General features: G+C 59.2%; 17 protein-coding genes. 8 read left to right on the top strand and 9 right to left on the bottom strand.

All coding sequences use genetic code 11. The features are described from left to right. Position 1: 1 nt before the first annotated feature. The 4 genes from ACQUTG_RS10285 to ACQUTG_RS10270 all read right to left on the bottom strand — a co-directional run bounded on the left by ACQUTG_RS10285 (position 2) and on the right by ACQUTG_RS10270 (position 4,437). Positions 2-1,966, bottom strand: coding sequence for a dynamin family protein (locus ACQUTG_RS10285; RefSeq protein WP_428919316.1), 1,965 nt, complete (start codon positions 1,964-1,966; stop codon positions 2-4). 254 nt (positions 1,967-2,220) lie between these two features. Continuing rightward, the gene (locus ACQUTG_RS10280; protein ID WP_428919315.1) at positions 2,221-2,805 is read right to left on the bottom strand and encodes a YggT family protein; all 585 of its coding nucleotides are present in this window, start codon (positions 2,803-2,805) and stop codon (positions 2,221-2,223) included. Positions 2,806-2,827: 22 nt separating this feature from the next. Next, on the bottom strand, positions 2,828-3,661 hold the full coding sequence (gene proC / locus ACQUTG_RS10275) for a pyrroline-5-carboxylate reductase (RefSeq protein WP_428919314.1): 834 nt from the start codon (positions 3,659-3,661) through the stop codon (positions 2,828-2,830). A 62-nt stretch (positions 3,662-3,723) separates the two neighbouring features. Next, positions 3,724-4,437 carry a YggS family pyridoxal phosphate-dependent enzyme gene (locus tag ACQUTG_RS10270; RefSeq protein WP_428919313.1) on the bottom strand — a complete coding sequence of 238 codons (714 nt, stop codon included), beginning with the start codon at positions 4,435-4,437 and terminating at the stop codon, positions 3,724-3,726. 52 nt (positions 4,438-4,489) lie between these two features. On the opposite strand from ACQUTG_RS10270, the gene ACQUTG_RS10265 reads away from it, so the two are divergent. The 3 genes from ACQUTG_RS10265 (at position 4,490) to ACQUTG_RS10255 (ending at position 8,184) form a co-directional block, all read left to right on the top strand. Next, positions 4,490-5,524 (top strand): type IV pilus twitching motility protein PilT, encoded by a 1,035-nt coding sequence (locus ACQUTG_RS10265; protein ID WP_428919312.1) that lies wholly within the window; start codon positions 4,490-4,492, stop codon positions 5,522-5,524. Between the two features lie 17 nt (positions 5,525-5,541). Further along, a complete protein-coding gene (locus ACQUTG_RS10260; protein WP_428919311.1) occupies positions 5,542-6,663 on the top strand; it encodes a PilT/PilU family type 4a pilus ATPase in 1,122 nt (373 codons plus the stop codon). Positions 6,664-6,786: 123 nt separating this feature from the next. Then, complete coding sequence (locus tag ACQUTG_RS10255; protein WP_428919310.1) at positions 6,787-8,184, top strand: OmpP1/FadL family transporter; 1,398 nt, start codon at positions 6,787-6,789, stop codon at positions 8,182-8,184. 47 nt (positions 8,185-8,231) lie between these two features. Here the strand turns inward: ACQUTG_RS10255 and ACQUTG_RS10250 are convergent, their stop codons facing one another. Both ACQUTG_RS10250 and polA read right to left on the bottom strand, forming a co-directional pair. Beyond that, positions 8,232-8,615, bottom strand: coding sequence for a hypothetical protein (locus tag ACQUTG_RS10250; RefSeq protein WP_428919309.1), 384 nt, complete (start codon positions 8,613-8,615; stop codon positions 8,232-8,234). A 277-nt stretch (positions 8,616-8,892) separates the two neighbouring features. Continuing rightward, the gene (gene polA / locus ACQUTG_RS10245; protein WP_428919308.1) at positions 8,893-11,613 is read right to left on the bottom strand and encodes a DNA polymerase I; all 2,721 of its coding nucleotides are present in this window, start codon (positions 11,611-11,613) and stop codon (positions 8,893-8,895) included. Between the two features lie 87 nt (positions 11,614-11,700). Here polA and ACQUTG_RS10240 point away from each other — a divergent pair, with 87 nt between their 5' ends. Continuing rightward, positions 11,701-12,039 (top strand): DUF2782 domain-containing protein, encoded by a 339-nt coding sequence (locus ACQUTG_RS10240; protein WP_428919307.1) that lies wholly within the window; start codon positions 11,701-11,703, stop codon positions 12,037-12,039. A 123-nt stretch (positions 12,040-12,162) separates the two neighbouring features. Then, the gene (locus ACQUTG_RS10235; RefSeq protein WP_428919306.1) at positions 12,163-12,591 is read left to right on the top strand and encodes a hypothetical protein; all 429 of its coding nucleotides are present in this window, start codon (positions 12,163-12,165) and stop codon (positions 12,589-12,591) included. Positions 12,592-12,735: 144 nt separating this feature from the next. Here ACQUTG_RS10235 and ACQUTG_RS10230 read toward each other — a convergent pair whose 3' ends face one another. Both ACQUTG_RS10230 and pyrE read right to left on the bottom strand, forming a co-directional pair. Further along, positions 12,736-13,383: a DUF4124 domain-containing protein gene (locus tag ACQUTG_RS10230; protein WP_428919305.1), complete on the bottom strand. Its 648-nt coding sequence runs from the start codon at positions 13,381-13,383 to the stop codon at positions 12,736-12,738. A 3-nt stretch (positions 13,384-13,386) separates the two neighbouring features. Next, the gene (gene pyrE / locus ACQUTG_RS10225; protein ID WP_428919304.1) at positions 13,387-14,025 is read right to left on the bottom strand and encodes an orotate phosphoribosyltransferase; all 639 of its coding nucleotides are present in this window, start codon (positions 14,023-14,025) and stop codon (positions 13,387-13,389) included. 81 nt (positions 14,026-14,106) lie between these two features. Between pyrE and ACQUTG_RS10220 the strand changes: the two genes are divergently transcribed. Then, positions 14,107-14,913 carry an exodeoxyribonuclease III gene (locus tag ACQUTG_RS10220; protein ID WP_428919303.1) on the top strand — a complete coding sequence of 269 codons (807 nt, stop codon included), beginning with the start codon at positions 14,107-14,109 and terminating at the stop codon, positions 14,911-14,913. Between the two features lie 149 nt (positions 14,914-15,062). Here ACQUTG_RS10220 and rph read toward each other — a convergent pair whose 3' ends face one another. Continuing rightward, positions 15,063-15,779, bottom strand: a complete 717-nt coding sequence (rph, locus tag ACQUTG_RS10215) for a ribonuclease PH (RefSeq protein WP_428919302.1) — start codon at positions 15,777-15,779, stop codon at positions 15,063-15,065. 188 nt (positions 15,780-15,967) lie between these two features. Here rph and ACQUTG_RS10210 point away from each other — a divergent pair, with 188 nt between their 5' ends. Both ACQUTG_RS10210 and ACQUTG_RS10205 read left to right on the top strand, forming a co-directional pair. Then, the gene (locus ACQUTG_RS10210) at positions 15,968-16,834 is read left to right on the top strand and encodes a YicC/YloC family endoribonuclease (RefSeq protein WP_428919301.1); all 867 of its coding nucleotides are present in this window, start codon (positions 15,968-15,970) and stop codon (positions 16,832-16,834) included. Between the two features lie 29 nt (positions 16,835-16,863). Further along, on the top strand, positions 16,864-19,608 hold the full coding sequence (locus tag ACQUTG_RS10205; protein WP_428919300.1) for a cation-translocating P-type ATPase: 2,745 nt from the start codon (positions 16,864-16,866) through the stop codon (positions 19,606-19,608). The last annotated feature ends 212 nt before the right edge of the window (positions 19,609-19,820 follow it).

Below are 19,820 nucleotides of genomic sequence, written 5' to 3'. Positions count from 1 at the left end.
GTTAAATGACCCCGGAAATGTTTACCACCTTCTGCTGGATCAGGGTCGGGGCCGGCTTGCGGATCTGCCGCTGCATGCCGTCGGCCAGTTCAAGCTGGCGACGCAGGTCGGCAATGGTGGTTTCGAGCTTCTCCCGCTCGGCACGGCCATCGCGGTCGCTTCTGACCATGTCACGCAGTCGCCGGATCTGGTGCTCCAGCAGCTGCTTCTGTTCCATGGAATACTGCATGATGGGGAGCAGGGCCTCGTGTGGCCAGCGTTCAACGTCCTTGCGTACCCGGTTATGCAGGGTGCGGGCCTCTCCGACCATGACATTAAAAAAGCGACGCACCAGCAGGGACTGTTCGGTCAGGAGGTTTTTCGGGCTGATCCGGAAGCGCCTGGCTTTCTTGCGCAGCTCCCGGACGGCGATGACGTGCCGTCCGGCGCGTAGCGGAATGGGTTCCAGATGCCGTGCCCGGGTATCTTCGTTATAGCGCCGGTAGATGGCGCCCACCATCTTCTCCGCCAGGTGGCCTTCGCTCATAAGGTTGGTGAGGTCAGCTTCCAGCAGTTCGAAGAAGTGATCCATGGCCCGGTTCATGCCGGCGGTGGTCCAGCTCTTTGACATGGACGCCCGGATCTTATCGGCATGCTCCTCGAAGCGTTGCTCGCTGACCAGGCTCTTGAGGGTCTTGCCCTGGGAATCCACCAACCGGCGACTGGAGCGCAGGGATATGAGCTTCTTGTAGTAGAAGTCATAATCTTTCTGTGCCCGCTCCGCGAGCCGGCCAAGGGCCGCTTTGTCCATAGTGGCGCCGGAGCAGGCCTGGAGTTCTTCGTCCAGCGCCTCCAATCGGGTCTGCATGGCGGCCTGGCTGTTCTGAAGCATACCCAGCAGGTCGTTGATCAGGCTCTGGGTAATCAGCTGCTCCTTATGCATCAGGATGCGTTTTATGATCAGCTGTTCCAGCTGGCCGATGTTGGAGCGCTCGAACAACTCGGCATCCCGGCGGACACGTGCCAGCAGCCCCTGCTTGGCCGACAGCGGGATGACATCGTGCTGGCGGATACCCAGGTGGTCGGCGGTGTAGCTGCGTACCCGTTCGATGGCTTCCCGGGTATGCTTTTCACCCTGTAGATCGTCCCAGAGCACGTCGATCTTGTTCAGGGCCGCAAACCGGCCGGCCCGGTGATCAGCGTGTTCGGTGTCGATGTGTTCCTTCCAGATGGTCATGTCACTGGCGGTGACACCAGTGTCGGCGCTGAGCACGAAAATCACTGCGTGGGCCCGGGGCAGCATGCTGATGGTGAGTTCGGGTTCGGAACCAAGTGCGTTAAGGCCGGGGGTGTCGAGAATGCGCAGGCCGCGTTCGAACAGGGGGTGCCGGATACTGATCTGGGCGTTACGCCAGGCCGGCACCAGAACATTGCCGGGATTGTTGCGATCATGCTCGAGCATGGCTTCGTCGAAGCCGAGGTTCCGTGCCTCTTGTGGTGGCACGCTCTTGACCCTGGCAACCTCTGCCAGAACTTCGCGCATGATTTCCGGATCGCGCTCATCGAGTTCATGCTTGACCCAGCGTTCCGGCTGTTTTCGGAGCTGCTGCAGTGACAGCTCTCCGGTGCGGGTCTCGATCGGGAGCAGTAGCAGGTAATTCTGATTGGCCGTACGGTCAAAGAACAGCTCGGTCGGGCACATGGTGGTTCGCCCGGCCTGGGAGGGCAGCATGCGCTGACCATACTCCGAGAAGAACAGGGCATTGATAAGTTCGGTCTTGCCCCGGGAGTACTCGCCGACAAAGGCAATGGTCAGCTCATCCTCGATGAGCAGTTCGAGTCCGTTCCGAATGCGGGTGCTGATGTCGTCGGAAAACAGGTCATTATCCTGCAACCAGAGGCGGTAGCGCCCGATCTGCCGGATCAGTTCCTTTTTCCAGTTATGGTAAGCCTCTACCTGCTGCGACAGAGTTCCCTGCGGGTTCATTGGAGTTTCCTTCTGCGCGACTTCCCGGTATACCGGCGCCCACTGCCTGCCAGGCGCGCGGACTACAGCAATTCATGAATAAGTAGTAATACTATCCCGTCTTCCGAATTTGTGTGTACCTTCCCTGTGCATTCCGTCGAACAGGTCACAATTTATCCCAATAAAAAGCCGCAAAATCAACAAGATGATTCTGCGGCCTGAATTTATTGATTTTCGTTTCCGGGTGTTACCGAATGTACATCAGGAAGGCGGAATTACATGCCGAGGCCAATGGATCCGAGGCCGGCGGCCAGTTTCATGTGATCGATCACAACTGAAATCACGTTCAGGATCAGGAATACAATGATCGGAGACAGGTCCAGTCCGCCCATGGATGGCATGATGTTGCGCACCGGGCGCATGACCGGCTCGGTGATCTGGGCAACCAGCTGAATGGCCGGGTGGCCACTGTGGGGAGCGATCCAGCTCACCACCACCACCGCGATGACTGACCAGAAGTAGATTTTCACGATCAGGCTGAGCACGTTCAACACGGCCCAGACCACCAGGGTGATGGGATTGATCGCCGGAATGCCACCGTTGAGTGCGATCAGGATGAAGAAGAATGTGATGGCCTGGATGATGATTGCCAGGACGAGGGAGGCGCCGTCGATGCCTCCCCAGCCCGGAATAAAGCGACGAAGGGGGCGCAGCAACGGGTTGGTCGCCTTGACCACAAACTGGGAGATCGGGTTGTAGAAATCGGCCCGGGCCAGCTGCAGCAGGAAGCGCAGCAGCACAATCGTCAGATAAAAGGTGGACGCGATCAGCAGGATGGTGATCAGGATGTCTGCCAGCATGTAGCTGTGTCTCCGTTATCGGTTACTGTTTGCCGGCCAGTTCTTCGGCCATTTCTTCCGAACGCTTGAATGCTGCGCCGTAGGCTTTCTTGACCAGTTCTCGCAGCCCGCCTTCCTCGAACGTATTGATAGCCTGCTCGGTGGTGCCGCCGGGGGACATCACATTGCGCTTGAGCTGGGCAGGATCGTGTTCGCTGCGGGCGGCCATTTCTGCGGCCCCGGCCATGGTCTGGATCGCCAGTTCCCGGGCGGTGGCCGGTTCAATGCCGGCTTCCGTGGCGGCCGCCTCGAGCGCTTCAAGCATCAGGAAGAAGTACGCCGGGCCACTGCCGGACAGAGCGGTAACCCCGTGCAGCAGGTTTTCGTCCTCCACCCACAGCGCGGAGCCGATGCTCTCAAATACAGCCTGGACCATCTTTTTCTGGTCGTCTTTCACCTGGCTATTGGCAAACAGGCCGGCAGCCCCTTTGCCAACCAATGACGGTGTGTTGGGCATGACCCGCACCATGGGTAGCCCGCCGCCGAGCCATTCGTCCAGGGTGTCGGCGGTCAGGCCTGCGGCGATGGAGACCATCAGTGGACGGGTGTTCTGCACCACCGGGGCAATGTCACGACAGACATCGGCCATGACCTGGGGCTTGACCGCGAGGATGACCATGTCGGCCTGCTGGGCGCAGTAGCGGTTGTCGGTGGTGACGCTGACGCCAAAACGCTTGCGGATGGCCTGAAGATGACCGTCATCCGGGGCGCTGACCCAGATATCACCGGCCTTGTAGCCATTGTCCAGCATGCCGCCAATGATGGCGCTGGCCATATTGCCGGCTCCGATAAATGAGATAGTGGGCGATGTGCTCAAGGTTCACTCCAACGATTGATCGGTTAACTGTTTGAACCGGATGATAGCAGGAACTGAAAGATTCAGCTCTGGGGTTCCTTTGGTGGGCGGGCTCCGAACACCGCAGTGCCAACACGGACCCAGGTTGCGCCCTCGGCAATGGCCATTTCCAGGTCATCGGACATGCCCATGGACAGGGTGTCCAGCGGGCCGACGCCCGGGAATTCCTGCTTCAGGGATTTGAGAGCGTTGGCCAGTTTGCGGAAGCTGGACCTGAGCTCCGATTCCGGCTGGTCGGGGTCCGGAATGGCCATCAGGCCCCGCAGGCTGAGGTTGGGAAGTTCACCGATTGCTGAAACCAGCTCGGGCAGCTCCTCCAGGGTACAGCCGGACTTGGTGTCTTCCTCATCAATATTGACCTGCAGACAGATGTTGAGGGGCGGTAGTGACGGCGCACGTTGCTCGCTGAGGCGGCGGGCGATCTTCAGGCGGTCGATACTGTGCACCCAGGCAAACGATGTGGCGATCTGGCGGGTCTTGTTGGACTGGATCGGACCGATAAAATGCCATTCGATGCCGTCCAGATCGTCCAGCGCCTCGATCTTCTCGAGGGCTTCCTGCAAGTAGTTTTCGCCAAACGCGGTCTGCCCCGCAGCGAAGGCTTCACGCAGGTCTTCCGGCGGTCGGGTTTTGCTGACTGCCAACAGGCGCACACTGCCGGGGTCCCGCCCCGCCTGCAATGTTGCTTTTTGTATGCGTCGGGTTACGCTCCCGATGTTGTCTGCTATGCTGCTCATACTGTGAGTTTGCCGCTTCTGGATTAAAAGAAAAAGCCCTCCGAGGAACCCTATGGATATTACTGAACTGCTTGCCTTTTCGGCCAAACAGGGTGCGTCCGATTTGCACCTTTCCTCTGGTTTGCCCCCCATGATTCGTGTCGACGGCGATGTACGCCGGATCAACCTGCCGCCGATGGAGCACAAAGAAGTGCACGGCCTGATCTACGACATCATGAACGACAAGCAGCGCAAGGATTACGAAGAATTCCTGGAAACCGACTTTTCCTTCGAGGTTCCCGGTGTCGCCCGTTTCCGTGTTAACGCCTTTAACCAGAATCGCGGCGCCGGTGCCGTGTTCCGGACCATCCCCTCGAAAGTGCTCACCATGGAAGATCTGGGCATGGGCCAGGTTTTCAAGGATATCTCGTCCGTTCCCCGCGGGCTGGTGCTGGTGACCGGGCCGACCGGTTCCGGTAAGTCCACCACGCTGGCGGCCATGATGGACTACATCAACGACAGCCGCTACGAGCACATCCTCACCATCGAGGATCCGATCGAATTCGTGCACGAATCCAAGAAATGTCTGGTCAACCAGCGGGAAGTGCACCGGGACACCCTGGGCTTCAACGAAGCCCTTCGTTCGGCACTGCGGGAAGACCCGGACATCATCCTGGTGGGTGAGCTCCGGGACCTGGAAACCATCCGCCTGGCCCTGACCGCCGCGGAAACCGGTCACCTGGTATTCGGCACCCTGCACACCACCTCGGCAGCGAAGACCATCGACCGGGTGGTGGACGTGTTCCCGGCTGAGGAAAAGTCCATGGTGCGGTCCATGCTCTCCGAATCCCTGCAGGCGGTTATCTCCCAGACCCTGATGAAAAAGATGGGCGGCGGACGGGTTGCCGCGCACGAGATCATGATCGGTACCCCGGCCATCCGGAACCTGATCCGGGAAGACAAGATCGCCCAGATGTACTCCGCGATCCAGACCGGCGGCTCGCTCGGCATGCAGACTCTGGACCAGTGCCTTGAGCGGTTGCTGCAGAAAGGTCTCGTTTCCCGTGAGGCGGCGCGTGCCAAGGCGAAGATGCCGGATAACTTCTGAGGTAAGTAGGTAGCAAAATGGAATTCGAAAAACTGTTGCGGCTGATGGTGGAGAAGGGCGGTTCGGACCTGTTTATCACAGCAGGTGTGCCGCCGAGCATGAAGGTCAACGGCAAGGTTCTTCCGGTTACCAAGAATGCCCTGACCCCGGAACAGACCCGTGAGCTGGTCTACGGCGCCATGAATGACAAGCAGCGCGCGGAGTTTGACGCCAGCCATGAGTGCAACTTTGCCATCAGTGCCCGGGGCATCGGGCGTTTCCGTGTCAGTGCCTTCTTCCAGCGTAACCTGTGCGGCATGGTGCTGCGCCGGATCGAGGTGAAGATTCCCCAGATCGATGATCTGGCCCTGCCGGATATCATCAAGGATCTGGCCATGACCAAGCGTGGCCTGATCATCTTCGTGGGCGCCACCGGTACCGGTAAGTCCACCTCCCTGGCCGCCATGCTGGGGCACCGCAATCGCAATAGCCGCGGGCACATCATTTCCATCGAGGATCCGATCGAATTCGTGCACCAGCACCAGGGTTGTATCGTGACCCAGCGCGAGGTGGGGATCGATACCGAGAGTTTCGAGGTGGCCCTGAAGAACACCCTGCGTCAGGCTCCGGACGTAATCCTGATCGGTGAGGTGCGGACCCAGCAGACCATGGAATATTCCGTGCAGTTTGCAGAGACCGGCCACCTGTGCCTGGCGACGCTGCACGCTAACAACGCCAACCAGGCGCTGGATCGTATCATCCAGTTCTTCCCGCCCGAGCAGCACAACCAGATCTGGATGGACCTGTCCCTGAACCTCAAGGCCATCGTGGCCCAGCAGCTGGTGCCGACACCGGATGGCAAGGGGCGCAAGGCGGTCATCGAAGTACTGATCAACACTCCGTTGGCATCGGACATCATCCGTAAAGGTGAGGTCCACAAGCTCAAGGAGCTGATGGCGAAATCCGGTGAAGTAGGAATGCAGACCTTCGACCAGGCCTTGTACCGGTTGTACTCCGAAGGCTCTATTACCTACGAGGATGCTCTGGCCCATGCCGATTCGGCGAACGATTTGCGCCTGATGATCAAGCTGGGCGCCGATGCTGCCGGAGCCGACCAGCTCTCCACGTCGGTGGACAAGCTGTCCATACAGGATGACTGAACGGGAATTCAGCATTTCAGACTAAAGTCGTAAGTAGTTAGGGCCTCGAACCAGTAGTTTTGGCATTTGAGGCCTTTGGCCCGTGCTGCGTATACTCCGCGCCGAATCAATCAAGGAGATACCATGCACAAGAATACCAACGCACTCGTAAAGGCAATCCGCCTTGCAACCCTGGCCGCTTTTGCCGCGCCAGCCAGCGTCCTGGCGGGTGGTTTCTCGCTCAACGAACAAAGCGCCAGCGCCATGGGCGTGGCCAATGCTGGTGTCGCCGCCAATCCCGAGAATGCGACCACCGTGCTGTTCAACCCGGCCGGGATGAGCCAGCTTTCCGGGATGAACGTTTCCTTTGGTGCTGCGGTTCTGGATATTGATGCCGAGGCGAAAGAGGGCTCCACCTCAGCAACCAATCAGCTTGGTATGCCGGTGACCGGTAGCACTGGCGGAGACATTGCTGATCCCGCAGTTCTTCCCAATTTCTACTTTACCCACGAAATCAACGACTCTATCGATGTCGGGTTTGGGATTCATGCGCCTTATGGTCTGGCTGCCGATTACGACAATGACTTCATTGGTCGGTACTTTGCTGATGAAACCGAGTTGACCGCTATCGCCTTTACGCCGTCTGTTGCCGTAAACAATGGTAAGGGGCTCTCCATGGGCGTCGGGCTTAATATCATGTACGCCGAAGGGCGTCTGTCGAAGTTTCAGGACTACTCCGGGGCCTATTTCCTCGCTCAGCAAGAAGCTGATGCGGCGGGCGTGCCACTGAACGGTGAGCCGTTCAAGCCGGGTTACGCGGATATCGAGGGTGACGATATCGGCATCACCGCACGCATCGGTTTCCTGTATGAGATGTCGAAACAAACCCAGTTGGGTCTTACTCTGCAAACCGGAACGGAGCTGGAGCTGGAGGGAGATGCGGATCTCTCCAATTACCCGGTGGTCCAACCGGGCGATACCGGGCTGAACGCCTTCCAGGCTGATATCAGTCGGGATGTAGAGGTGCCACTGGCAATTCCAGAGAGTGTTGCCTTCGGTGCCCGGCACTTGCTCACTGACAAAGTGACCCTCCTGGCCGGTGCGACCTACGCCAAATGGAGCCGCTTTGAAGAGCTGGATATCATTAGCCAGGAAAGCGGAGAGGTCATCTCCCACATCACCGAAGAGTGGAAAAACACCTGGCAGTTCAATGTAGGCAGCATCTGGCAAGCCACCCCTGAATGGGCCCTGAAGGCAGGCTATGCCTGGGACGAGTCGCCGGTCGACAACTACGTCACTGCCCGGATTCCGTCAGAGGACCGTCACTGGCTGACCCTGGGTACCCAGTGGAAAGATATCCAGAGTGGCTGGACGGTCGATGCTGCCGTAGGCACGTTGATTTTCGCGGATGATGCGAAAGTGGATGACAGGGAATACAGTCACGAGGATCCCACCGGTGATCCGGTCAGCGCGGCCAGCTACCAGGGCGAATACGACCTGAGTGCCTGGAGCGCATCATTCCAGATCAGCAAAGCCTTCTGATTCCCCCGTTCAATCCGCACTTTGTGTGAGGCTGGCGGCCAGCGCCGTCAGCCGATCACCTGGCCGCGGTAGATCACCTGTTTCTTCCTCGGTGGCGTGCCGCCTGTCTGCTCTCCTTCCTCAACCGCTCTGGCGGGCCGATCGTCGGCGATTGCCTGACCGCGATACATCCGCCTCGGATTTTCTCCGTCTTCCTTGTTTCCCGAATCCCGTTGCAGTTGCGGTACCTGCGCCTTGAGCGCCTCCCACGTCCGGATCAGGTGGCCGGAGCGGCTTTTGCCCGCATAGTCCGCCAGTTGCTGTTCGAGATGCTGTTCGGTGAGATGAAGTTTGACGCCGAACTCGGAATGAATAAGCCGGCGGCACTGGTGCACCAGTTTCAGCAGATTGGGGTCCAGGAGCCAGCCTCGTTCAGATGCCAGAGTGTTCATGGTTACGGCCTCGGTTTATAGGTCACAACGTGATTGCGGTTCGGGATGGACCGAATCCGGCAACCGACACCGTTCAGGATGCGAATTTTGTGCCGTTATTCACGGCATCGCCCGCAGGCCGCCAGCGAAGCGGTTTACGGGGTCCGTCATGGCGTGGAGGCCGGGTGGCAAAGCGGTTACCGTGTCACTCGAGGGTGCAGAAGCAGATGCTTTGCCCCGTTTTGGGGTGGGGGAGCCGGCCGGGTGGGGCCCAAGCCGGCTTATCGGGCAAGTCGAATCAGTGGGCTTCGTCCCAGTTGTCGCCGACCCCGGCATCCACCACCAGGGGAATGGCCAGTTCCACCGCGGCTGACATCCGTTTCACCAGCCCGTCCCGGACCTTGTCCAGGGCAGATTCCTTTACTTCCACGATCAGTTCGTCGTGAACCTGCATGGTCATGCGGGCCTCGTCGGCGTGCTCGTTACGCAGCCAGTTGTCGACTTCGATCATGGCCCGCTTGATGATGTCCGCTGCGGTTCCCTGCATAGGAGCGTTGATCGCTGTGCGCTCTGCAGCCTGCTGCATCTGTTTGTTGCGTGCATTGATTTCCGGTAAGTACAGGCGACGGCCGAACAGGGTTTCCACGAAGCCATCCTCGTGGGCCTGTTTGCGGATATTGTCCATGTACTTCAGCACGCCGGGGTAACGCTCGAAATAGCGGTCGATGTATTCCTGGGCCAGTTTCCGTTCTACGCCCAGTTGCCGTGACAGACCGAACGCGGACATGCCGTAGATCAGGCCGAAGTTGATGGCCTTGGCGCTGCGGCGTTGATCGGAGCTGACCTCCTTGAGACTGACGCCGAACACCTCGGCGGCCGTGGCTTTGTGAATGTCTTCCCCATGTTCGAACGCGTTGATCAGGCCGTTGTCGCCGGACAGGTGAGCCATGATCCGAAGCTCGATCTGGGAGTAATCCGCGGCCACCAGCTTGTAACCCTCCGGCGCTATGAACGCCTGGCGGATGCGCCGGCCCTGCTCGCTGCGGATGGGAATGTTCTGCAGGTTCGGCTCTGACGAAGACAGCCGCCCGGTGGCGGTGACCGCCTGGTGATAAGAGGTGTGGACGCGTCCGGTTCGGTGGTGGATCAGCTCCGGCAGGGTGTCGGTATAGGTGGACTTGAGCTTGCTCAGGCTCCGGTGCTCGAGGATCAATCGGGGCAGTTCGTGCTCGTGGGCTAGTTCCTGCAACACCGGCTCGGCAGTCGATGGCGCGCCCTTCGGTGTCTTCTTGATGACCGGCAAGCCCAGCTTGTCATAGAAGATAACCTGCAGCTGCTTGGTGGAGCCCAGGTTGAAGCTTTCTCCGGCGACTTCGTGGGCTTCCTCCTCCAGCTCGGCCATACGCTCGGCCAGCTCCTGACTATGCTTTCTTAGCACGCTGGCGCTGATCAGGGTACCCCGTTGTTCCATGCGGGACAGAACCGGCACCAGCGGCAGGTCGATCTCCCGGTAGACGGAGTCCAGCTTGCCGGTTTCCTTGAGTCGGGGGCTCAGGGTCTGATGCAGGCGCAGAGTGATGTCGGCATCCTCGGCGGCATAGGGGCCGGCCTTTTCCAGATCGATCTGGTTGAAGGTCAGCTGCCTGGCGCCCTTGCCGGCAATGGATTCGTAGGTGATGGTCTGTTCTCCCAGGTATTCCCGCGCCAGGCTGTCCATGTCATGGCGGGTGGCCACCGAGTTATAGACATAGGACTCCAGCATGGTGTCCTCGGCAATGCCCTCAAGATCGATGCCATGATTGGCCAGCACGTTCTTGTCGTACTTGAGGTTCTGGCCCACCTTTCTCTGCTTGGGATCCTCCAGCAGTGGCTTGAACTGCTCGAGTACCGTGTCGCGGTCCAGTTGTTCTGGCGCCCCCATGTAGTCGTGGGCCAGGGGTACGTAAGCCGCTTCGCCTGCTTCAACAGCGAAGGAAACCCCGACAATTTCGGCGTCGATGTACCGCAGGCTGGTGGTTTCCGTGTCAAAGGCGAACAGATCGGATGCCTTCAGGCGCTTGATCCAGTCGTCCAGTTCGTCTTGCTTGGTGATGACGCTGTAACGCTTTTCCTTCGGGTTGGAGGGGCTATTGTTGTCAGTTTTTCCCTCTGCATCGCTTTCGCTCTCCAGTTCGTTGACCCAGCTGCGGAATTCGTATTCCTTGAACAGGTCCAGCAGCTGTTCGTCGTCCTGCTCCCGCAGCTTGAGATCCTCCAGGCCGAACTCGAGATCGACGTCGGTCCGAATGGTCGCAAGTTCGCGGCTCAGGGGCAGGGTTTCGATGGCTTCCCGCAGGTACTCGCCGATCTTGCCCTTGATTTCGTCCGCGTGCTCGATGAGGTGGTCCAGATCCTTGTAGGTCTGCAGCCATTTGACAGCGGTCTTCGGGCCGCACTTGTTTACGCCCGGGATATTGTCCACCTTGTCGCCCACCAGGGCGAGGTAGTCGATGATCTGCTCCGGCGTCACGCCGAACTTTTCTACCACGCCATCCCGGTCCATCCGGGTCTCGGTCATGGTGTTGATCAGGGTGACATGGTCGCTGACCAGTTGCGCCATGTCCTTGTCACCGGTGGAGACCACCACATCAATGCCCTTGCTGGTGGCTTCGTTGGCGAGGGTGCCGATGACGTCATCAGCTTCCACTTCCGGGACGATCAGCAGGGGCAGGCCCATGGCCCGGACGATCTCGTGAATGGGTTCAATCTGCATGCCGAGGTCTTCCGGCATGGGAGGCCGGTTGGCCTTGTACTCCTCGTACATCTCGTGCCGGAAGGTTTTGCCCTTGGCATCAAAGACCACCACCATTTTCGAGCCCGGAAAATCCTGCTCCAGGCGCCGGATCATGCTGATAACGCCCTTGATGGCCCCGGTCGGGTGATTCTTGCTGTTGGTCAGAGGCGGCAGCGCGTGATAGGCGCGGAAAAGATAGGATGAGCCGTCGACGAGCACCACGGGTGGGGTCTTTTTTTCATTCATAGAAATACGGATCCGGATTCTGATTGAAGCGTTGGTTGGCTTGTGCAACTCTGTACTGAACTGGATTGACGAAAGGGTATCACGAAAATGAAGCGAATCGCTTACCCCGCCATACTGCTACTTGGCCTGCCGCTGGCAGCCTTGGCTCAGGAAGAGGGGGCGCTGGACCAGACCCCGGTGGAGACTCCGAAAGAGCCGGTGGTGGTGACCGATTATCAGCCGGAGGCTGAAGGCCCCCAGATTGTTATCCGCCCCGGCGAGAACGAGGTGTTCTACGAGTACCGGGTGAATGGCCAGCTGATGGAAATCAAAGTGGTGCCGGAGGTCGGACCCGAGTATTACCTGGTGCCTGCCGATGGTGGTGGCTGGATCCGGGAAACCGAATCGGACCTGCTGGTGCCCAGTTGGGTTCTTTTCCGGTGGTAGCTGGTTTTTAGTATGAACATTCTAATTTTTGCCCGTATCTTGGTTAGTGAGATCGAAAGAAGGCCCGCGATTTAAGCAGTTAGCGGGCCCGACGAATGTTCACGAAACCAAGGAGAGTCCATCATGGGTAAACTCAAGTCCTACCAGGAACAGATTCAGGAAATCGTCGACAAGGGCATCAACGCCGCGGAAGAGCAGCAGAAGAAAATCGCTGCCAAGCCGTTCGAGTACGCCGAAAAGCTGGAATCCGAAGCTCGCGAGTACAGCGTCAAGAACCTGCGCAAGCGCTATGACGGTTACAGCGAAAGCCTGTTCGAGCAGCTGCGCAGCCTGAACTCCCGTTTCGGCAACTTCGCTGCCGAGCTGGTGGCCAAGCTGGAGAAGGAAGCGGCTGAAAGTGCGGAAACTGTCTCCGAAGCGGCCGACGACGTGTCCGAGGCGGCCCAGGAAGCCAAGAAGAGTGTTGAGCCGAAGAAACCGGCCGCTCGCAAGACCACTGCCCGCAAGAGCAGCAGCTCTGCAGCTGCCAAGAAGAGCACAGCCTCTGCTTGATCTGCATTGACGTGAAGAAGATGGGGTCAGATGAAAGCTTTCATCTGACCCCTTTTTGCATCATCTGGCCGATGTGAACTGAGCTGGATTGACGGCGGGGTCAGAAGAAAGCCTTCTTCTGACCCCATTTTTATGCCTGGCCTTTTACTGCTCGCCGGCCACTTCCAGAGGCAGCGTCCGTTTCTTGTCCGTAATCACTTCCAGCCGCTGAATATCTTCCCGATAGCTCTGTTTGAGCTCCACGATATCCTGTCGCTGGCTGGCAATATCCTGCTCGATTTCCTCGATCTGGGATTCAAGCCGCCGGATCTTGTCCAGGGTGGCCGGCGGGATTTCCCGGCCTGCGCGCTCCATATCCGCAGCGCGACTCTGCTCGTTATTGAGCTGGGATGAGATCACCTGGATGTTGCCGCGCTTGAGCTGGATAAGGCCATTCATTTCCCGCACCTTTCGATGCATGGCTTCAACCGCCTGGTCCGGGTGGCTGTAGCGTTTGAGCAGCAGTTCGTCCTGCTCGCGCTGGCGTTCCCGTTCCTGTTGGCGTTTTTTCTCGGCCTTGCGGGCTGCAATCTCTTCTTCGGTCGGCGCAGGCGGGACGGTTTCCACCACCCGGCCGTTACTGCCCAGGATGTCGTAGCCCCGTTTTGTGGCTTCCTGGGGAATGGTATTGCTGATTACTACCTGGCCCTGTGCGTCGGTGTAGCGATACATCTGGGCATTTGCCGGTAGCGAGGCGCCCATGGCGGCTACCAGCAGCAATGCCGACGAATACACAGACAGACGATTGCCCATCAGTCAGACTCCGTATTGATCACGGTATTCGGCTACCTTGTCCGCGTGACCGCCAAACTCCGGGTTGGCCTTGAGGTAGTCGAGCACCTGTTCGAGGCGAATGATACTGACCACCGGAATACCGAATTCCTTTTCCACTTCCTGGATGGCCGAGAGTTCGCCGTTACCTTTTTCCTGTCGATCGAGGGCGATCAGCACGCCTGCCGGTTCGGCACCTGCGGCCCGGATAAGGTCAATGGACTCACGGATGGCAGTACCGGCAGTGATGACGTCATCCACGATCAGCACTTTGCCCTCCAGTGGTGCGCCGACGATGTTGCCGCCCTCACCATGATCTTTCTTTTCTTTGCGGTTAAAGGCAAACGGTTTGCTGTTACCTTCTGTAGCCAGGGCCATAGCGGTAACAGTGGCCAAGGGAATGCCCTTATAGGCAGGGCCGAAAATGATGTCATAATCCAGCCCGCTGCGGCTGATAGCGGCGGCATAGGCTTTGCTTAATTGCAGCAGGTCGTTTCCGGTGTTGAACAGTCCGGCGTTGAAAAAGTACGGGCTGGTGCGGCCGGATTTGAGTGTGAACTCTCCAAAACGCAACACGTTCCGCTGGATGGCGAATTCGATGAAATCTTGCTGATAGTCGTGCATGACAAGGCTTCTGGCGGGTGTGGATCTTTAATTAGTGCGTAAAAACGGTATCATACACACAAACCGAATCAGGGAACACGTATGCGGGTAGTATCAATCAGCGTCAATGGCCTCGCCCAGGCTGTTGATAAGGGCTTTTTTGACTGGCTGGCCGACCAGGACGCTGACGTGGTTTGCGTTCAGGATCACCGCATGCGGGCCTACGAGATCGAAGACTACAACCTCATCCCCGAGGGCTATGAAGCCTACTTCATTGATGGTGAGAAGAACGAGCATGGCGGTGTCGGTATCTATACCCGTCATTTTCCCAAGGCCATCATGTACGGTTTTGCCAATGAGCAGGCGGACCGCGAGGGGCGCTTCCTGCAGGCAGACTTCGACAAGGTCTCTGTAGCCTGTGTGCTGGCACCCAGCGCGCTCGGGCGCGAGGAAGAGCTGATCGGTGAGGATGACCTGACTGTCCTGGATCACAAGGACGAGTTCCTGGATGCGTTCGGTCTGCATATGCAGAAGACCCTGCGAAAGCGTCGTCAGTTCATCTTCTGTGCGAACTTGCAAACAGCCCACCATGTGACGGATGCCAGTCCGCTCTATCACAAGTTCGATTTTTCCGGTTTCCTGCCCCACGAACGGGCGTGGCTGGATCGGCTGTTTGATGAGATGGGCTGTATTGATGCCTTCCGCGAGGTGAACAAGCAGAGCAATCAGTTTACCTGGTGGCCGGAGCAGGCGGAGGGTGCCCGTCGGAATGCCGGTATCCGGGTGGACTACCAGTTGCTGACGCCGGGGATTCGCAAGACTATCCAGGATGGGTGGATTGATACTTCAACCCGGTTCTCGGATCACGCGCCGGTGATCATGGATTACGACATCGAGATTGGTTTTTAAGCCCTGATTTAAAGTCTGGGGGGAGGCGCCCGCATGGCACCACGTCCCCAGACACGCTACGAGCACATCCATGTGCGCTTGTTTCGGGCCGTCCATGGCCCTCAACAGTCTGGGGACGTGGTGCCATGCAGGCGCCCCAGACTTTCTGTTTAGCCTTCCAGCGCTGTTTTCTGAATCTCGAACAACTGCTCAATACCCTGTTTCGCCAGGGTCAGCATGCTGTCCAGTTCTGACTGTTCAAACGGTGCGCCTTCCGCCGTTCCCTGGATTTCGATGAAGCCACCCTTGTCGGTCATGATGACGTTCATGTCGGTTTCGGCTTCGGAGTCTTCCGGGTAGTCCAGGTCGACCACTGGTGTTCCCTTGTAAACCCCCACGGAAAGTGCCGCCACCATCTGCTTGAGCGGGGAGGCTTTAATGCGCTTTTCGGCTACCAGGTAGTTCAGGGCGTCCACCAGGGCGACGCAGCCGCCGGTGATTGCCGCTGTGCGGGTGCCGCCGTCGGCCTGGATGACGTCGCAGTCGACGGTGATGGTGTGTTCGCCCAGGGCGGAGAGGTCGACGGCGGCGCGCAGGGAGCGGCCGATCAGGCGCTGGATTTCGACGGTGCGTCCGCCCTGTTTGCCGCGGGCGGCTTCCCGGCCCATGCGGCTGCCGGTGGAGCGGGGCAGCATGCCGTATTCGGCGGTGATCCAGCCTTTGCCTTCGCCTCGCAGGAAGGGTGGTACCTTGTTTTCGACGGAGGCGGTGCAGATCACTTTGGTGTCCCCGAATTCCACCAGCACGGAACCTTCGGCATGGCGGGTGTAATTACGGGTGATTCGGACGTCTCTGGGTTGCTCGGGCGTTCTGCCGCTTGGTCGCATAGTGTGTCCTGTATCTGGATCTGAATGTCCGGACTCGGGTCCGGGCGGGGTAATGAAAGGACAGCGAGTATAACACGCTCAACGGAGAACACAGGCGGATCGTCCCTTCCCTTTTGGTCGGGTTCGCCGCAACTGTTAAGAGCCTGTTAAACTCCGGTGATCTGCCAAACATGATGATTGGAGCCGATATGATCCGGAGTATGACTGCCTTTGCCCGGAAGGATGCCCGTGGAGACTGGGGCACCCTGACCTGCGAGATTCGCACCGTGAACCATCGTTACCTGGAGCCGTCATTCCGGTTGCCGGAGGCGTTCCGGGAGCTGGAGAACAAGTTCCGGGAGGAGTTGCGCAAGGGCCTGAAGCGGGGCAAGGTGGATATCTCCATGCGGCTTCAGTCCGCCGAGAACACCGCACAAAGCTTCGAGATCAGTGACGAGATGGCAAAGGCGGTGAACAACGCTGCCAACCATATCAACCGGATGCTGGATAACCCGGCCCACATCAGCGCGCTCGATATTCTCCGCTGGCCCGGTGTGCTGTCCGTGCCGGAGCAGGACTACACTGCTGCGAGGGAAGCGGCGGCGGAGCTGTTTGCCGATACCGTGGCGGAGCTGGTTACCGTTCGTGAGCGGGAAGGGGAGCGGCTGCGTCCCTTGTTCGAGGACCGCCTGGAGACCATGGGCAAGCTGGTGGCGGATGTTCGCGCCCGGATGCCGGAATTGCTTGAGGCCCAGGAGCGCAATTTGCGGGAACGGTTCGAGAAAGCCAGTGTCGAGCTGGATCCTGATCGGATCGCCCAGGAAATGGTGATGCTGGCCCAGAAGAGCGATGTGGCGGAAGAGCTGGATCGCCTCGATGCCCATATCGGCGAGGTCTCGGATACCCTGAAGCGGGATGACGCGATTGGCCGGCGCCTGGATTTCCTGATGCAGGAGCTGAATCGGGAAGCCAATACCCTGAGCAGCAAGAGCATCGATGCCGATGTCACTCGGGCAGCAGTGGATCTCAAGGTGCTGATCGAGCAGATGCGGGAACAGGTGCAAAACATCGAGTAACGGATAAGCCGAGGCGGTTACCTGGACCCATGGACGATTTTCACTGGCATGCTCGCGCTCTCAAGGAAGTCCTCGATCGGCTGGGGACCAGGTCGCAGGGGCTTTCCACATCGGAGGCCCGGCGTCGGCTGAAAAAGAGCGGGCCGAATCGTATTGAGCGAAACGGTCGTCGGTCCTGGTACAGGATTCTTCTGCATCAGCTGGCCGATCCGATTGTCTACGTGCTGCTGGCGGCAGCGGTGCTTGCCATCCTGATTGGCAAGGTGACGGACAGTTTTGTGGTGCTCGCCGTTGTTGTGCTTAACACCACCATCGGCTTTGTCCAGGAGGTGCGCGCCACCCAGGCCATCGAGGCGTTGAGCCGGATGGTGCCCCAGAATGCCACGGTGCTGCGCGACGGTGACGCCAGGTCGGTTCCCGCCCACACGGTGGTGCCGGGGGATGTGCTGTTACTGCAGGCTGGAGACCAGGTGGCAGCGGATGTCCGGCTGCTTGAGGTCAATGGACTGCAGGTTGATGAGGCAGCACTGACCGGGGAATCGCTTCCGGTGACCAAGCAGGAAGAGCCGGTGGCAGATGACGCGGTGATTGGTGATCGCCATTCCATGGCTTTCGGTGGGACCCTGGTCACAGCCGGTACTGCGGACGGCGTGGTGGTTGCTACTGGCGCCACCAGTGAGCTTGGTCGGATTTCCCGGTTGCTGAGTGAAACCTCGGAGCTGCAAACCCCGCTGACCCTTCGGCTCGCTAGCCTGGTCAGAGTCATTTCCCTGGCGATCCTCGTGGTCGCGGTGCTTATCTTTCTTGTCGGGATGTGGCGGGATAATTCGCTGCTCGACAGTGCGCTGGCCGCAATCACGCTGGCCGTTGCATCGATTCCCGAGGGCTTGCCCGCCGTTATTACCATCGCATCGGCCATCGGTGTACAGCGCATGGCGCGTCGCCGTGCCATCGTCCGTCACCTCCCCGCTGTAGAAACCCTGGGCAGTACCACCGTCATCTGTACCGACAAGACCGGCACCCTGACGCGAAATGAGATGACTGCCGAGGCGTTGTGGACGCCGGATCTGGAAGTCGAGGTGACCGGTATCGGGTACGCGCCCGAAGGCGAGCTGCGGGCCGGAGGCCAGTCATTGTCCCCGGTGCCGGAGCAGGTTCACGACTTGCTGCTGGCGGGTTTGCTTTGCAACGATGCGGAGCTGGAGTGCAAAGATAGTCGCTGGCGAATCGTCGGCGACCCCACCGAGGGGGCTCTGGTCGTCGCCGCCGGTAAGGCAGAGCTGGATGAAGACTCGATGCGGGCAGCCTTCCCCCGCAAGGACGAGATCCCGTTCAGTTCGGAGAGTCAGTTCATGGCGACCCTGCACGAATCCGGTGACGGGGCCGGCATGGTGTGTGTAAAGGGTGCGCCAGAGGTGATCGCCGAGATGTGTCCGGTATTCGCCGGAGGCCGGCCAATGGCCATGGAGCTCGTGCATGAAGCCGTGGAAGCGCTGGCTGCACGAGGCATGCGTGTGCTGGCCGTTGCCATGGCAAAGCCACCTGCGGGCGAGGTGGATCTGGAGTCGTCCGGCTGGCGGGACGAGCTTTGTTTCCTGGGGCTGGTCGGCATGTCGGATCCACCCCGCGATGAAGCCATTCAAGCCGTCAGGATCTGTCAGCAGGCCGGCGTTGTGGTCAAGATGGTCACCGGCGATCACGCGGAGACCGCCCGGGCAATCGGCCAGAGCATTGGTTTGCTGGAGGCCGACGGCGACGGTGCGCAGGTGGTGACGGGCGTGCAGATCGAGGCGGCAACCGATGCCGAACTGCTTGAACTGGTGCACTCCACCAACGTTTTTGCCCGTGTGGCGCCAGAGCATAAACTGCGGCTGGTCAAGGCGCTTCAGGCCGGGGGGCAGGTTGTTGCCATGACCGGTGATGGTGTCAACGATGCGCCGGCACTGAAGCGGGCGGAGATCGGCGTTGCCATGGGAATCAATGGCACGGCGGTCGCCAGGGAGGCCAGCGACATTGTGCTGGCAGATGATAATTTTGCCTCCATAAGCGCCGCCGTAGAGGAGGGGCGGCGGGTCTACGATAATCTCTCCAAGTCCCTCGCTTTCGTGCTGCCCACCAGTCTCGGGCAGGCCATGATCATCCTGGTTGCGGTACTTTTCTTCCCCGTTACTGACGGCCATCTTCTGATGCCGATCGAGCCGGTACAGATTCTTTGGGTGAACCTGGTCGTTGCCATTGCACTGGCGCTGCCGTTGGCCCTGGAGGCCAGGGAGCCTGGCTTGATGAAGCGACCGCCGCGGCCGCCGAAGGAGCCACTACTGAGCCGGTTCCTGGTGGTTCGTACCTTCCTGGTCGGAGCCCTGATGACCGGTGGGGCGGCAGGACTTTTCCTGCTGGAGTACGCCGCCGATCTTTCCGAAGGGGCTGCGGTTGAGCTCGCCCGGGGTAAGGCACAGACCATGGCCGTCACAACCATCATCCTGTTCCAGATGCTGTATCTGCTCAACTGCCGCTCGCTCACCCAGACGTTCTGGCGGATCGGTCTGTTCGGCAATCTCTGGGTGTACCTCGGTATTGGGGTGACCCTGGTGTTGCAACTGGCCTTTGTCTATTTTGAGCCACTCAACCAGCTTTTCCATACCCGACCCCTGGAGGCGGCTGACTGGTTGATGTCCGCGGGTGTGGCGTTGGCGGGGTTCCTGATTATCCTGCTGGAGAAATGGCTGTGGCGCCAGAATGACAGTGGGGAGCAGGTTGAAAATGGGGTCAGATGAAGGTTTTCATCAGCCCCCTGGGGCTTGGGTCTGACTCCGGGGGCGATGGTCTGGAATGGGGTCAGATGAAAGTGTTCATCAGACCCCTGAGCAACGGCCTGGCCTCGGGGTAGCGACTAGCAATGGGGTCTGATGAACACTTTCATCTGACCCCGTCTTGCATATTCCCCCACATTCGCCGACCCTGCGGCTTTCACGTATAATCACCCGCT

Origin of the sequence: Marinobacter sp. DUT-1, assembly GCF_050379415.1 — a bacterium.
Lineage (GTDB): Bacteria > Pseudomonadota > Gammaproteobacteria > Pseudomonadales > Oleiphilaceae > Marinobacter.
Note: the sequence above shows the minus strand (reverse complement) of the source record. Positions and strands in the feature narration are given on the sequence as shown.